A 14,963-nucleotide genomic window follows, 5' to 3' on the forward strand; every position below is an offset into this window, starting at 1 on the left:
GAAAGTTTCGGGCGGGTCAGCGTCTCCGGGCGACGAGGACGGCGTCGGTGACGTGGTGGCTCTCCTCGTGGCGCACCTCGTCGCGCGTGCGCGCCTCGGCCCGGACGTCGAAGGCGTCCGGGTCGACGGCCGGCAGCAGGTCATCGGCCGAGAAGAGCACGCCGGGCAGCGACCAGCGCAGGCCGGTGTGCTCGTCGTCGGGGTGGTGGCCGGCGACCAGCAGGGTCCCGCGCGGCGCGACCGCCTCGGCCATCGCGCCGGTGGCCCGGAGCATGCCGTCGTCGAGCAGATGCAGGAAGCACGAGGTGACCAGGTCCCACTGCTCGCCGTCCGGGGTCCACGTGCGCAGGTCGGCGTGCCGCCACTCGATGCGGTCGGCGACCCCGCGCTCGGCGGCGTGCTCGGCGGCCTTGCGCAGCCCGGCCTCGGAGAAGTCGATCGCCGTCACCTGCCAGCCCTGCTCGGCCAGCCAGATCGCGTCGCCGCCCTCGCCGCAGCCGAGGTCGACCACGCGGCCCGGTCGCAGGTCGCTCGCCTCGACGACGAGTACGGCGTTCGGCCGGCCGCTCCACGTGCGGCCCTCGCCGCCGTACCGCTCGTCCCAGGACGGCTGCTCGAAGTGCTCGCGGGTGATCTCGGCATGCTGGTGCTCACTGCTCATGTCCCGAGTATGAGCGGTCGGTTTGCGGATCAACAACAGTTGTTGCCGGCCTGGCAAACTGGACCCATGGACGAGCTCGCCCGGGTCGGACCGCGGCTGCGCGCGCTGCGCCAGGAGCGCGGCGTCACGCTTCGTGACCTCGCCGACGAGACCGGCATCTCCGTGAGCACCCTGTCGCGGTTGGAGTCCGGGCAGCGACGACCGACGCTCGAGCAGCTCCTCCCCCTGGCTCGCGCCCACCGGGTCTCGCTCGACGAGCTCGTGGACGCCCCGGCGACCGGCGACCCCCGCGTGCAGCTGCGCACGTCGAGGCGGCACGGCCGCACCTACCTCCACCTCACCCAGCGCCCGGGCGGGCTGCAGGCCTACAAGATCGTCTTCCCCCCGGAGCCCTCCGCGATCGTCGACCTGCGGACCCACGAGGGCTACGACTGGATGTACGTCCTCTCCGGCCAGCTCCGGCTGGTGATCGGCGACCGCGACCTGCTGCTCGGCCCCGGCGAGGTCGTCGACTTCGACACCCGCACCCCGCACTGGATCGGCAACCCCGGCCCGCACACCACCGAGGTGCTCGCGCTCTACGGCCCCCAGGGGGAGCGGATGCACGTCCACTGACGGCCGTGCGAGAGGGTTGCGGCGTGAGTACTGACGGCGAGCGACTCGCCACCTGGCTCGAGGACCTCGGGCTCGCCGACGCCCTGGCCGAGGCCGGGCTGCCGACCTTCACCCGCGACTCGTCGGGACGAGCCGTCTGGAGCGAACCCGACCGGGTGCCCGAGCTCGACCGCGCCCTGCGCGGCCAGGGCAGCGAGCCGGAGCACGCCGTACCGGTCGCGCTGGTGCTGCTGGCCCGCCAGGCGCGGCTGCGGACCGAGCTCCTCGAGAGCCCGTGGTTCACCTACGAGACACTCGCGGAGGTGCGGGGCGCGTCGGTCGACGCGACGCGGTACGCCGTGCACAAGGCCGCCCAGACGCATCGGCTGCTCGTCGTGCCGGTCGACGAGCGGGTGGTCGTCCCGGCGTTCCAGCTGGGCTCCGACGGCGAGGTGCGCCCGGAGGTCGCTCCACTGCTCGAGCCACTCCTCGCGGCCGGGATGGACCCCTGGCGCGCGTGGGCCTGGCTCACCCAGCCGGCCGCGCTCACGCTCGGACAGGCGCCCGAGAAGGCCGTCACCGACCCCGAGATGGCCGACCTGGTCCGGCACGCCGCCCTCCGCCTCGCCGAGCACCTCCCCGACGTTGAGTCGTGACTTTCGGTCACTCGAATCGGGAGTTCTGGACACCCGGCGGCAGAAAGTCCGGACCCAACTGACGAAAGGTCCCGATTCAACCGTCAGAAGTCCCGATTCGACCCGTCGAGGATCGCCAGGGTCTGCTCCCAGGCGGCGGAGTCCGGGTCGACGACGGTGAAGTGGTCGCCGTCGACCTCCACGAGCTCGGCGGTGGCACCGGCCGCGCGGGCGGCGCCGACGTAGGCCCGGGACTGGGAGATCGGCACGACGTCGTCGTCGCTGCCGTGCACGCACCAGACGGGGACGCCGAGCGGCACCTGGCGGATCGGGTCGACGTCGTCGTCGGCGGCGGTCGGCGGGTGACCGAGGAAGCGCTCGACGGCGCCGTCGCCCAGGCCGGCGCCGTACGCCGCCCGCAGGTCGAGCACGCCGGCCTGGCTCACGACATGGGTCAGGCCGCCGTGCCCGGCCGCCCAGGCGACGAGGTGGCCGCCGGCCGAGTGACCGATCCCGACGACGCTGCCGGAGTCGACGGGGCAGGCGGCGAGGGCCGCGCGGACGTCGGCGAGGGTGTCGGCGGCGCCGGTGCCGCGGCGGTACTCGACGACCCAGGTCGCCCAGCCTCGGTCGAGGAGGGAGGGCACCAGCGGGAGCGCGTACTCGATCCCGTACGCCGGCCTCCAGAACCCGCCGTGCACCAGCACCGCCACGCCGACGGGGTCATGGGCCGGGAGCGAAAGCATCCCGAACTGCGACGGGTGGTCGCCGTACGGGATCCGCCTCATGCGAGCGCGGCGGGGAGGGTGGCGGTCCAGGTGGCGCGCAGCTCGTCGAGCGGGATCTCGAACTGCCCGTCGACCGCGAGGGAGTCGCCACCGGTGACGCCGAGCGCGGTGAGGGGCACGCCGTGCTCGTCCGCGAGCTCGACAAGCCGCTCGGCGTGGCCGTCGGGCACGCTGACGAGCACCCGACCGGCGGACTCGCTGAAGAGGCCGAGGAACGCGTCGCCGGGCAGCGTCACCGAGACACCGACGCCGTGGCGCAGCGCGGCCTCCGCGAGCGCCTGGGCAAGACCCCCGTCGGACAGGTCGTGCGCGGAGGTGAGCAGCCCGACGCCGGCGTGCAGCAACCGGGCGAGCGAGCGCTCGGCGTCGAGGTCGACCTGCGGCGGCAGCCCGCCGAGGTGACCGTGCACGACGTGGGCCCACTCCGAGCCGGAGAGCTCCTCGCGGGTCTCGCCGAGCAGGAACACCCGCTCGCCCGCGACCGACCAGGCCGACGGCGTACGCCGGGTCACGTCCTCGATCACGCCGAGCACGGCGACGACCGGGGTCGGCAGGATGGCGGTCTCGCCGGTCTGGTTGTAGAGGCTGACGTTGCCGCCGGTGACCGGGACGCCGAGCTCGGCGCACGCGTCCCTGAGCCCGCGGCAGGCCTCCGCGAACTGCCACATCACCGCCGGGTCCTCCGGCGAGCCGAAGTTGAGGCAGTCGGAGATCGCGAGCGGCACGGCGCCGCCGGTCGCCACGTTGCGGTAGCTCTCGACGAGGGCGAGCTGCGCGCCGGCGTACGGGTCCAGCTTGGCGAACCGTCCGTTGCAGTCGGTCGACACCGCGACGCCGAGGTTGGTCTCCTCGTCGACGCGGATCATGCCGCTGTCACTGGGCTGCGCGAGCACGGTGTTGCCGCGGACGTAGCGGTCGTACTGGTCGGTGATCCAGGACTTGTCGCAGAGGTTGGGGCTCGCGAGCAGCGTGAGCAGGGTCGTGCGCAGGTCGTCACCCGAGGCCGGTCGCGGCAGCGTCTCCGCCGCGGCGGCCTGCAGGTCGTCCTGCCACTCGGGTCGAGCCAGGGGCCGGTGGTAGGTCGGGCCGTCGTGCGCGACCGAGCGCGGGGGAACGTCGACGACGCGCTCGCCGTGCCAGTCGATCTCGAGCCGGCCGGTGTCGGTGACCTCGCCGACCACGACCGCCTCGACGTCCCACTTCGCGCAGATCGCCATGAAGGCCTCGACGTCGCCGGGCTCGACGACCGCCATCATCCGCTCCTGCGACTCGCTCATCAGGATCTCCTCCGGCGCGAGCGTGGAGTCGCGCAGCGGCACCCGGTCGAGCTCGACGTGCATGCCGCCGTCGCCGGCCGAGGCGAGCTCGGAGGTGGCGCACGAGAGCCCGGCACCGCCGAGGTCCTGGATGCCGGCGACCAAACCGGCGGCGAAGACCTCGAGCGTGCACTCGATGAGCAGCTTCTCCATGAACGGGTCGCCGACCTGCACGCTGGGCCGCTTCGCCGGGCCGTCGGCGTCGAACGTCTCGCTCGCGAGGACGCTCACGCCGCCGATGCCGTCGCCGCCGGTGCGCGCGCCGTAGAGGATCACCTGGTTGCCGACGCCGGAAGCCTTGGCCAGGTGGAGGTCCTCGTGCCGCAGCACGCCGACGCAGAGCGCGTTGACGAGCGGGTTGCCGACGTACGTCGGGTCGAAGACCGCTTCGCCGCCGATGTTGGGCAGGCCCAGGCAGTTGCCGTAGCCGCCGACGCCCGCGACGATCCCCGGCAGCACCCGGTGGGTGTCGTCGGCGTCGAGCGGGCCGAAGCGCAGCGGGTCCATCACGGCGACCGGGCGCGCACCCATCGCGAGGATGTCGCGGACGATGCCGCCGACGCCGGTCGCCGCGCCCTGGTAGGGCTCGACGTACGACGGGTGGTTGTGGCTCTCGACCTTGAAGGTGACCGCGTAGCCCTGGCCGATGTCGATGACGCCGGCGTTCTCGCCGATGCCGGCCAGCATCTTGCCGACCGAGGTCTCCTGGCTGAGCTCGGAGAACTGCTTGAGGTGCACCTTGGAGCTCTTGTAGGAGCAGTGCTCGCTCCACATGACGGAGTACATCGCGAGCTCGGAGCTGGTGGGCCGGCGACCTAGGATCTCGCGGATCCGCTGGTACTCGTCGGCCTTGAGGCCGAGGTCGGCCCACGGCTGCTCGCGGTGGGGGTCTTCGGCGGCGACAGCGACGGTGTCCAGCACGGCGTCAATCTATCGGTGGTTTCGAGGCTCGGGCCCAGCGGCCCACGCACCTCGAGCGCCGATGACCGCTACTTCAGCAGGCCGTCGGCGACGACCTCGAGCATCGGGCGTACGGCGGCCAGGTCGAGCTCGGACTGGTCGGCCACGGTCGCGACCCCGCCGACGAGGCGGGCCACCTGGAGCGCCGTGACGTCGTCGCGGACGGCGTCCTCGGCCCGGAGCCGGTCGAGCACTCGGTCGCCGGCCGCGCGCAGCACCTCGCACTTGGTGCGGATCGGGGAGCCGTCGTCGCCCATCGCGCAGGTGATCTTCGCGGGGCCGCCCTTGTGGACGCTGATCAGCCGGACGTACTCCTCGAACCACGCGAGGAGCAGGTCACGGGGGCTGCCCTGGTGGGCGAGCACCTTCTCCGCGGTCTCGTTGACCCCGTCGACCCAGCTCTGCATGACGGCGTCGATGAGGTCGTCGCGCTTGGGGAAGTGGCGGTAGAGCGTGCCGGGACCGACGCCGGCCTGCTTGGCGATGAGGTCGAGCGAGGCGTCGTACCCCTGCTCCCGGAAGACCGTGCGCGCGACCTCGACGATCCGGTCGTAGTTGCGCTTCGCGTCGGCACGCACCGAAATCTCACCAATGCCCTTGCTAAACGGAGACAGTCTCCGTATTGTTCTTCGGGAAGCGGAGTCATCCTCCGGATCTACTGTACCTCGGCCCACGAGGCCAGAACAGGACCTCTCTCCATGTCGTCTCGCACCACCACCCTGCCCACCGAGCTGCCGCCGAACGCCGGCCGCGCGGCCGCCGGCATCGCGATCGTCCTGGTCGCCCAGCTGATGATCGTCCTCGACGCCACCGTCGTGAACGTCGCCCTCCCCCGCATCGACGCCGCCCTGGGCTTCGGCCCGGCGTCCCTGTCGTGGGTCCTCAACGCCTACACCCTCGCCTTCGGGGGCCTGCTGCTGCTCGGCGGTCGCCTCGGCGACGTCCTCGGCCGGCTCAAGGTCTTCGAGATCGGGCTCGCGACGTTCACGGTCGCGTCCGCCCTCGGCGGCCTCGCCCAGACGCCGGGCCAGCTCGTCGCCGCGCGCACGCTCCAGGGCGTCGGGGCCGCGCTCGCCGCGCCCAGCGTCCTCGCCCTGCTCACCACCAGCGCCCCCGACGACGCCGCGCGCAACCGCGCGTTCGCGCTGTTCGGGGCCGTCTCCTCCGGCGGCGCCTCCATCGGGCTGATCCTCGGTGGGCTGCTGACCGACGTCGGCTCCTGGCGCTGGACGCTCTTCATCAACGTGCCGATCGGCCTCGCCGTGCTGGTGCTCGCGCCGCGGTTCGTCGCCGAGACGCCGCGCCGGACCGGGCGCTTCGACGTGGTCGGGGCGTTCGCCGCGACCGGCGGCGCGGTCCTGCTCGTGTGGTCCCTGATCGGTACGCCGGAGCACGGCTGGCTGTCCGCGCGCACGATCGGCGGCTTCGCGGTCGGCCTCGCCCTCCTCGCCCTGCTCGCCCGCACCGAGACCCGGCACCCGCACCCGCTGGTGCAGCCGCGGCTGCTGCGCGACCGCAACCGGGTCGGCGCCCTGGCGGTGATGGCCCTGCTGATGGGCGCGAACCTCTCGATGTTCTTCCTGGTCGTCCAGTACGTCCAGGGCGTCCTCGGGTTCGGGCCGCTGATGGCGGGCGTCGCGTTCCTCCCGTTCAGCCTCGGCATCTTCGCGACCTCGCGGGTCACCCCGGCGCTGCTCGGCCGGTTCCGCCCGCGGACGATGATGCTGGTCGGCACGGCCACCCTGGCGGCGTCGTACGCCTGGCTGAGCACCATCGGCGTGCACGACACCTACCTGGCGGCGGTCTTCGGCCCGATGGTGCTCGCGGGTGTCTCGTCGGCGCTGGTGTTCATGCCGGTCACCGTGGTCGTGCTCTCCGGAGTCGAGCCCGAGCACGCCGGGGCGGCCTCGGGCCTGCTGCAGACCACCCAGCAGCTCGGCGGTGCCGTGGGCGTCGCCGCGATCGTGTCGGCGTACGCCGCGGGCGCGGTGCCCGGCCAGCTGGTGCCGGGCATGCAGGCGGCGTTCCTCACCTCCGCGTCGTTCGCGGCGCTGGCGGTGCTGGTGTCGTTCGCGGTGCTGCGCCCGAGTCGCCGCACCCGCCCGGCCGAGGCCCCGGAGCCGGAGCTCGCCGCCGCGGTGGTCGCCGACGCGGCCTGACCCCACCGACGCCGACCCGCCCGAAACTTTCGGGCGGGTCGGCGTCGCGCTAACTACACGCCTGTAGTTAGGGCGGATTGCTGTTACTCGTGTGATTTCTGAGGTTATGGTGACGTGGCCTCGCCGCGAGGCAGACCACCGATCCCCTGGCTTCCCCCGGCTTTCTCTGGAGCACGACATGCCTCGCCCGGCCCGCACCACCGCCCGCCGTACCTCCCCCCTCCACGCAGCCCTGCTCGCCGTCGTCCTGGCGGTGAGCACCCTGGGGGCGGTGTCGGCCGCGCCGACCGCCTCCGGCTCGGTCGCCCACGCACCGAAGGCGGCGAAGGGCGCCAAGGCCAAGCGCGCGAACGTCGTGACGCCCGGCAACTTCACCGGCTACGGCTTCGACCAGTGCCACGCGCCCGACCAGGCGAAGATGGACGCCTGGCTGCAGAGCTCGCCGTTCCGTGCCGTCGGCATCTACATCGACGGGGCCTCGCGCTTCTGCCGCGACCAGCCCAACCTGACGCCGCAGTGGATCAGCACGCAGCTGGCCAACGGCTGGGCGCTGCTGCCGATCACGCTCGGACCGCAGGCGTCGTGCCAGCCGCGCTTCCCGCGCTGGGGCGACGACCCGACGATCGACCCGACCCGCGACCCGGTGACCAGGACGTTCGTCAACGCCTACAACCAGGGCGTCGCCCAGGCCACCCAGTCGGTGGGCGTCGCCGGCGGCCTGGGGATCGTGCCGGGCAGCACGCTGTGGTACGACCTCGAGGGCTTCAACATGGCGAACACGCCGTGCCGCGAGTCGGCGCTGTCCTTCCTCAGCGGCTGGACCACCCAGATCCACGCGCTCGGCTACGTCTCCGGCGTCTACTCGAGCGCCGGCTCGGGCATCAAGATGCTCGACAACGCGCGCGTCAACCGCCCCACCGCCTACGTGCTGCCCGACCAGATCTGGATCGCCCGGTGGGACGGCGTCGCCAACACCAGCACCCACTACATCCGCTCCGACGGCTGGCCGAACGCCCGCGTGAAGCAGTACCAGGGCGGCCACAACGAGAAGTGGGGCGGCGTCACGATCAACATCGACCGCAACTACCTCCAGCTCGGCACCGGGGCCGTCGCCCCGCGTGAGATCAACTGCGGCGGCGTACGCCTCGTCTCCCGCAAGTACGCCGTGCTGAAGCGGGCCACGGCGACCTACGTCCCACCGCGCGCCCAGGTCAAGGCGCTGCAGTGCGTGCTGCAGCAGCACGGCCTCTACGACCGCCGGATCCACGGTCGCTTCGGCAAGGCCACCGTCGCCGCGGTGAACGCGTGGCAGAGCGCTCACGGTCAGAAGGTCCGCCCGAGGTGGACGATGCGCAGCTGGGTGTCGCTGCTCAGCGCCGGCGACACCCCGGTCGTCAAGTTCGGCTCCACCGGCCCGGCGGTGCGTCGCCTCCAGCGGGCACTCGTCGCCGCCGGCAGGCGCAGCGCCGTGTCGCGCGCGGTCCGCGCCAGCGGCGTCTTCGACCCGCGGACCGGAGCGGCCCTGCGCGCGTGGCAGAAGAAGGTGGGGGTCGAGGTCTCCGGCGTCGCCGGCACCGAGACCTGGGCCGCCCTGCAGGCGGGCAAGCGGGGGTAGCCGGTCAGTCCGGACGGTCTCGCAGCCGCTCGGCCAGCTCGGCCCGCGAGGCGATGTCGAGCTTCGTGTAGATGTGGCGCAGGTGGTACTCCACGGTCTTCGGGCTGAGGAAGAGCGCCGCGGCCGCCTCGCGCGTGGTCCTGCCGTCGGCGAGCAGCAACCCGATCTGCAGCTCGCGCGCGGTCAGGTCGACGACGGGGCCGGTCTCGCGGCGCCGGGCCGTCTGCCCGCTCGCCTGCAGCTCGGCCAGGGCGAGGTCCGCCCACCGGTGGGCGCCCAGCCGGTCGAAGTCGTCGAGCGCCGCGCGCAGCTGCTCTCGGGCCTCGGTACGCCGACGCGCCCGGCGCAGCCGCTCGCCGTACAGCAGCCGGGTCCGCGCCGCCTCGAACCGGTCGGGGGTGGCGCCGTGCCAGGCCAGCGCCTCGCGGAAGCGCTCGTCGGCGAGGTCGTCGGGCGCGAGCATCGCCTGCACCCGCGCCGCCCGCGCCAGCGACCAGGGCAGCGCCTTGCGCTCGGCGCGGCCCAGGAAGGACCCCGCGGAGGTCCGCGCGCGCTCGTGGTCGCCGCTGCGCACCAGCGACTCGACGAGCTCGGGGACCGGTGACAGGTCGGGGTCGAGCACGCCCCGCTCGGTCAGGAACTCCTTGAGCCGGGTGAAGCCGTCGACCGCCGACGCCACGTCTCCCAGGGACAGCTCCAGCTCGGCCCGCGCGAACTCGACCCAGGCCGTGACCACGTGCAGCTGCCGTCCCCGCGCGACCTCGGTCGCCTCGGCGGCGACCGACCGGCACTCCTCGGTCCGCCCCTGACGGGCCAGCAGGCAGGTGAGGCCGGCCAGCGACATCCCCAGCTCCGTCGCCTGGCCGCACTCGCGGGCCAGCGCGACCGCCTCGCCGTACGCCGCCTCCGCCTGCGCCCACCGCTCCGAGGTCGCGTCGTTGCGCGCGAGGTGGAAGAGCAGGTGCGGCAGGGTGCCGAGCGCGGCGACCGCGCGCCGCTGCTCGAGCGCCTGGAGGACGAGCTCGCGACCGGCGCCGAACTCGCGCAGGTAGAGCGGCCCGATCATCTCCCAGGCCGAGCGCGTCGGCCGGGCGGAGGCGGGGAGCGCGGTCAGGGTGTCGACGCCGTGACGGATCGCGTCCGCGCCGGCGCCGCCCTCGAAGATCCGGGCCATCCCGACGGCGATCGAGGCGACCGCCTCGGCGCGGTCCGGCGGGAGGCCTGCGGCGGCGCGCGCGTCGAGCAGCCGCTGCGCGCGGTCGGCCGCGGCGGCACTGCCGACGATGTCGAGCAGGTACCAGCAGATGTCCACCACCTCGGCGTAGAGCTGGAGCGCCTCGGCGGGCGCGCTCCCCTCCGCCTCCTCCGCCGCCGCGAGGAGCAGGTCGCGCGCGCGGGCGAGCTGACCGCTCCGCGCGGCGACCAGGCCGACCAGGGTGTGGGCGCCGGCCCGCAGGTCGGGCGCACTGCCGTGGCGGATCGCCGCGTCGACGAGCACCGTCGCCCGGGCGTCCTCCCCGGCGAGCCAGGCCGCCTCGCCGGCCGCGAGGAACCGCGCCGCCCGCGCGGGATCCGACCCGGAGAGCCGCGCCGCCCGCTCACGCGCCGACGCCGCCACGGCGTACGCCGCACGGCGCTCGGCGCGGCGACCGACGTCGTCGAGGAGCGCGGCCACCTCCTCGTCGGGGCCGAACGCCGCGGCGCTGAGGTGCCAGGCGCGGCGGTCCGGATCGGCCGCGGGGATGGCGTCCGCGGCCGCGGCGTGTATCCTCCGCCGCTGCTCCGCCGGGATGCCGGAGTAGACCGCCGACCGGACCAGCGGGTGGGTGAACTCCACGCGGTCCCCCGCGACGGCCACCAGGCCGAGCTCCTCGGACCGGCCCAGCGCCCCCACGCCCGCGGGCGCGCACACCCGGGCGACCACCGCGAGGTCGTTGCCGACGACCGCGGCGACGCGGAGCGCGTGCAGCGCGGGCGGGTCGAGGCGGTCCAGCTGGCGGGCGAACGCGTCGACGACCATCGCGGGCACCGGGACCGGCCCGCCGTCCGGGGTCGCGGCGAGCGCCTCGGGCGCGGCCGCGAGCGTCCGGAGCGCCAGCGGGTTGCCGGCTGCCAGCTCCGCGATCCGGGTGACCTGGTCGCGGGCCAGCGGCTCGGCCGCCACCGCGGCCACGAGCTCGGCGGCGGCATCCGGACCGAGCCGCCCGAGGGCCAGCTCCGGAAGCCCGCTCTGCGACCAGACCTGGGACTCGCCCGGCCGGACCGCCGCGAGCAGGAAGACGGCGTCGGCGAGCAGCCTCCGACCGATGAAGGTGAGGGCCTCGGCCGAGGGGCGGTCGACGAGGTGCGCGTCGTCGACGACGATGCCGATCGGGTTGTCCTCGGCGGTGATCAGCCCGAGCGCCGCGGCCGACACGGCGAACCGGTCGACCTCCCGCCCCTCCTCGAGCGCCAGCGCCACCGACAGCGCGTGCGCCTGGGGGGCGGGCAGCAGGTCGACGCGCTCGACGATCGGTCGCAGCAGCTGGGCCAGCCCGGCGAACGGGAGGTCGCGCTCGGACTCCGTGCCCGTCACCCGCAGCACCCGGAACCCACGCGCCTCGTCGACGGCGTAGCCCAGCAGGGCGCTCTTGCCGATGCCGGCCTCCCCGCTGATCACCAGGACGCCGCTGTGCCCGAGCCGCGCGCCGGCCAGCAGCGCGTCGAGGGTGCGCTGATCCTCATGCCGGCCGACCAGCATGGTCGAAGTCTAGTGTCGTGCGCCGGACCAGGGGGGTCCCCTGATGCGCGGGGACGGCGTGCGGCGGCACCGTCGGTCGGGTCAACCGGACGACCCGAGGAGAACCGATGAGCACCGACACCACCACGCCCACCACGCCCACCACGCCCACCGCGACCGCCCCGCTCGACGAGGCCGCCCTGATGAGCTTCGTCTTCCGCTGCGTCGACGAGGTCGGGGCAGCGCTCAACTGCGCCCTGGTCGTGATGGGCGACAAGCTCGGCTACTACCAGGCGATGGCCGACCACGGACCGGTCACGGCACCCGACCTGGCCCGCCTCACCGGCACCGGGGAGAAGTACGCGACCGAGTGGCTCAACTCCCAGGCCGCCGGCGCGATCGTCACCTACGACCCGGCGACCCACAGCTACACGCTGCCGCCCGAGCAGGTGGTGGCGTTCACCGACGAGACCAGCCCGGCGTACCTGCCCGGCTTCTTCCAGATCGCCTTCGGCACCATCCGGGACGCGCACCGGATCTTCGACCTCGCCCGCGACGGCGACGGCCTGGGGTGGGGCGAGCACAACAGCGACGTGCACGACGGGTGCGAGCGCTTCTTCCGTCCCGGGTACGCCGCCAACCTGGTGCCCAGCTGGCTGCCGGCGCTCGACGGCGTCGTCGAGAAGCTGGAGCGCGGCGCGCGGGTCCACGACCTGGGCTGCGGCCACGGATCGTCGACGATCCTGATGGCGCAGGCCTACCCGGCCTCGTCGTTCGCCGGCTCGGACGCGCATGCCGGCTCGATCGACATCGCCCGCGCGCGGGCCGCGGCGGCCGGCGTGGCCGACCGGATCGGCTTCGAGACCGCGTCCTCGACGGAGGTCTCGGGCGAGGGGTTCGACCTGGTCACCACGTTCGACGCGCTGCACGACATGGGCGACCCGGTCGGCGCGGCACGACGGGTGCACGACCTCCTGGCGCCCGACGGCACCTGGATGATCGTCGAGCCCGCCGCCGGCGACCGCATCGAGGACAACTTCAACCCCGTCGGGCGGGCCTACTATGGGTTCTCCACGCTGCTGTGCACGCCGGGGTCGCTCTCCCAGGACGTCGGCCTCGCCATCGGTACCCAGGCCGGGCCGGCCCGGATCCGTGACATCGTCACCGCGGCCGGATTCTCGGGCTTCCGGATCGCGGCGCAGACTCCGTTCAACAACGTGCTGGAGGTGCGCAGGTGAGCACCGCGCTCGGCGACGCCTCCGCCGTCGCGAGCCGCGCCCGGCTCCCCGACCGGGAGGGCGTCGCCGAGCGCAACGGCGTGTCGATCGCGTGGAGGAGCTACGGCACCGGCGCGCCGACGCTGGTGCTGATGCCCACCTGGTCGATCGTGCCGTCGCGGATGTGGAAGGCGCAGGTGCCCTACCTGGCCCGCCACTTCCGCGTGGTCACCTTCGACGGCCGCGGCAGCGGGGGGTCGTCGCGGCCGGCGGGTGCGGCGGCGTACTCCGACGAGGAGTACGCCGCCGACACGCTCGCGGTCATGGACGCCGCCGGCGTCGACCGTGCGGTGCTGGTGTCGCTCTCCTGCGGCAGCACCTGGTCGATCCAGGTGGCCGCCGGTCACCCGCACCGGGTGCAGGGCCTCTTCGTCATGGGTCCGGCCTGCGGGATCGGCGTGCACGACGAGGCCCGGGAGCAGTACGCCTGGGACCGGCGCTACCCGCACACCGACGGCTGGGCGAAGTACAACCGGTTCAACTGGCTGGAGGGTGACTTCGAGGAGTTCGTCCGGTTCTTCTTCGAGCGGATGTACACCGAGCCGCACTCGACGAAGCAGATCGAGGACGCGGTCGCCTGGGGCCTCGACGCCGGGCCGCGGGTCCTGGTCGACACGACGGCGGCCCGGCTCGGGTGCGACGGAGTGGTCTGCCACGACGTCGAGGCATTGTGTGCCGAGGTGCACTGCCCGGTCACCGTGCTGCACGGCTCCGACGACGAGATCCGGACCTGGCGGGTCGGCGAGCGCCTCGCCGAGCTGACGAACGGCACCCTGATCCTCGTCGAGGGCGGCGGCCACGGCGTCCTGGCCCGCGACCCGGTGCTGGTCAACCACGAGATCCGGAGGTTCGCCGAGCGGATCGAGGCGCCGGTGCGTCGGCGTACCTGGACCAGGAGCCGCAGCCGCCCGAAGCGGGCCCTCTACCTCTCCTCGCCGATCGGTCTCGGCCACGCGCGCCGCGACGTCGCCGTCGCCGACGAGCTGCGCGCCCTCCACCCCGACCTGCGGATCGAGTGGCTCGCCCAGGACCCGGTCACCCTGGTGCTCGCGGACCGCGGGGAGCACGTCCACCCCGCCTCGGCCCACCTCGCCAGCGAGTCCGGCCACGTCGAGCACGAGTCCGGCGAGCACGACCTGCACGCGTTTCGGGCGATCCGCCGCATGGACGAGATCCTGGTCAACAACTTCATGGTCTTCGACGAGCTGCTCGAGGAGGAGCCGTTCGACCTGGTGATCGGCGACGAGGCCTGGGACGTCGACTACTTCCTGCACGAGAACCCGGAGCTGAAGCGGTCGGCGTACGCCTGGTTCACCGACTTCGTGGGCTGGCTGCCCATGCCCGACGGCGGCGACCGCGAGGCGGCGCTGACCGCCGACCTCAACGCCGAGATGATCGAGCACCGGGCCCGCCACCGCGGGCTCCGGGACCGCTCGATCTTCGTCGGTCGCGCCGACGACATCGTGCCCGACACGTTCGGACCGGGGCTCCCCGCGATCCGGGAGTGGACGGAGCAGAACTTCGACTTCGCCGGCTACGTGACCGGCTTCGACCCGCGGCAGTACGGCGAGCCCGAGGAGGTCCGCGCGCGGCTCGGCTACCGGCCCGACGAGCGGGTGTGCGTGGTGACGGTCGGCGGCTCCGGGGTCGGGCTGCCGCTGCTGCGTCGGGTGATGGACGCGATCCCGCTGGCGCGGCGGCTGGCGCCGGACCTGCGCTTCCTCGTGGTCACCGGCCCGCGGATCGACCCGGCAGCACTGCCGCGACGGCGAGGCGCCCGGGTCCGCGGCTACCTGCCCGACCTCACCGCTCATCTCGCCGCGTGCGACGTCGCGGTCGTGCAGGGCGGGCTGACCACCTGCATGGAGCTGACCGCGCTGCGCAAGCCCTTCCTCTACCTGCCGCTGCGGCACCACTTCGAGCAGAGCTTCCACGTGCGGCGCCGGCTCGAGCAGTACCGCGCCGGCACCTGCCTCGACTACGCCGCCGCCCTGGACCCCGACGGCCTGGCGGAGGCGATCGTCAAGGAGCTCGGCCGCGACGTGGACTACCGGGCCGTCGAGACCGACGGGGCGGCGCGGGCCGCTCGAATGCTGGCCGACCTGCTGTGACGTCGGCTCTCGTGCCGGCCGTCGGCTTCGGCGGTCGGCTTCGGCCGTCGGTTTCGGGGGTCTCGGCGGTCGCGGTTCATCAAGGGATGTAGGTCAAGCCGCGGTTCCCGCGACGAGCCCGGCAAGGG

The 14,963-nt window shown here is 73.7% G+C and carries 11 protein-coding genes; 6 read left to right on the top strand and 5 right to left on the bottom strand.

Annotation, left to right across the window (positions count from 1 at the left end; translation table 11 throughout):
* Positions 1 to 16 precede the first annotated feature (16 nt).
* Complete coding sequence (locus PZ894_RS15990) at positions 17 to 661, bottom strand: class I SAM-dependent methyltransferase (protein WP_275746283.1); 645 nt, start codon at positions 659 to 661, stop codon at positions 17 to 19.
* Positions 662 to 727: 66 nt separating this feature from the next.
* Between PZ894_RS15990 and PZ894_RS15995 the strand changes: the two genes are divergently transcribed.
* Both PZ894_RS15995 and PZ894_RS16000 read left to right on the top strand, forming a co-directional pair.
* Complete coding sequence (locus PZ894_RS15995) at positions 728 to 1,276, top strand: XRE family transcriptional regulator (RefSeq protein WP_275746284.1); 549 nt, start codon at positions 728 to 730, stop codon at positions 1,274 to 1,276.
* A 23-nt stretch (positions 1,277 to 1,299) separates the two neighbouring features.
* Complete coding sequence (locus tag PZ894_RS16000) at positions 1,300 to 1,911, top strand: hypothetical protein (protein WP_275746286.1); 612 nt, start codon at positions 1,300 to 1,302, stop codon at positions 1,909 to 1,911.
* A gap of 83 nt (positions 1,912 to 1,994) precedes the next feature.
* Here PZ894_RS16000 and PZ894_RS16005 read toward each other — a convergent pair whose 3' ends face one another.
* The 3 genes from PZ894_RS16005 to PZ894_RS16015 all read right to left on the bottom strand — a co-directional run bounded on the left by PZ894_RS16005 (position 1,995) and on the right by PZ894_RS16015 (position 5,532).
* Positions 1,995 to 2,678 (bottom strand): prolyl oligopeptidase family serine peptidase, encoded by a 684-nt coding sequence (locus tag PZ894_RS16005; RefSeq protein ID WP_275746287.1) that lies wholly within the window; start codon positions 2,676 to 2,678, stop codon positions 1,995 to 1,997.
* Positions 2,675 to 4,915: a phosphoribosylformylglycinamidine synthase subunit PurL gene (gene purL, locus PZ894_RS16010; protein ID WP_275746289.1), complete on the bottom strand. Its 2,241-nt coding sequence runs from the start codon at positions 4,913 to 4,915 to the stop codon at positions 2,675 to 2,677. Before purL ends, PZ894_RS16005 begins: the two co-directional genes overlap by 4 nt.
* A gap of 68 nt (positions 4,916 to 4,983) precedes the next feature.
* Positions 4,984 to 5,532 carry a TetR/AcrR family transcriptional regulator gene (locus tag PZ894_RS16015; RefSeq protein WP_275746290.1) on the bottom strand — a complete coding sequence of 183 codons (549 nt, stop codon included), beginning with the start codon at positions 5,530 to 5,532 and terminating at the stop codon, positions 4,984 to 4,986.
* 120 nt (positions 5,533 to 5,652) lie between these two features.
* On the opposite strand from PZ894_RS16015, the gene PZ894_RS16020 reads away from it, so the two are divergent.
* Positions 5,653 to 7,113 (top strand): MFS transporter, encoded by a 1,461-nt coding sequence (locus PZ894_RS16020; protein WP_275746291.1) that lies wholly within the window; start codon positions 5,653 to 5,655, stop codon positions 7,111 to 7,113.
* A gap of 178 nt (positions 7,114 to 7,291) precedes the next feature.
* Entirely contained in the window at positions 7,292 to 8,728 is a 1,437-nt protein-coding gene (locus tag PZ894_RS16025; RefSeq protein ID WP_275746292.1) for a glycoside hydrolase domain-containing protein, read from the top strand.
* A gap of 4 nt (positions 8,729 to 8,732) precedes the next feature.
* Here the strand turns inward: PZ894_RS16025 and PZ894_RS16030 are convergent, their stop codons facing one another.
* On the bottom strand, positions 8,733 to 11,468 hold the full coding sequence (locus tag PZ894_RS16030; protein ID WP_275746294.1) for a LuxR family transcriptional regulator: 2,736 nt from the start codon (positions 11,466 to 11,468) through the stop codon (positions 8,733 to 8,735).
* Between the two features lie 107 nt (positions 11,469 to 11,575).
* Between PZ894_RS16030 and PZ894_RS16035 the strand changes: the two genes are divergently transcribed.
* Together PZ894_RS16035 and PZ894_RS16040 are read left to right on the top strand one after the other, a co-directional pair.
* Positions 11,576 to 12,685: a class I SAM-dependent methyltransferase gene (locus PZ894_RS16035; RefSeq protein WP_275746295.1), complete on the top strand. Its 1,110-nt coding sequence runs from the start codon at positions 11,576 to 11,578 to the stop codon at positions 12,683 to 12,685.
* Positions 12,682 to 14,835 (top strand): alpha/beta fold hydrolase, encoded by a 2,154-nt coding sequence (locus tag PZ894_RS16040; RefSeq protein WP_275746296.1) that lies wholly within the window; start codon positions 12,682 to 12,684, stop codon positions 14,833 to 14,835. Before PZ894_RS16035 ends, PZ894_RS16040 begins: the two co-directional genes overlap by 4 nt.
* The last annotated feature ends 128 nt before the right edge of the window (positions 14,836 to 14,963 follow it).

The organism is Nocardioides sp. YIM 152315, from assembly GCF_029210375.1.
Taxonomy (GTDB): domain Bacteria; phylum Actinomycetota; class Actinomycetes; order Propionibacteriales; family Nocardioidaceae; genus Nocardioides.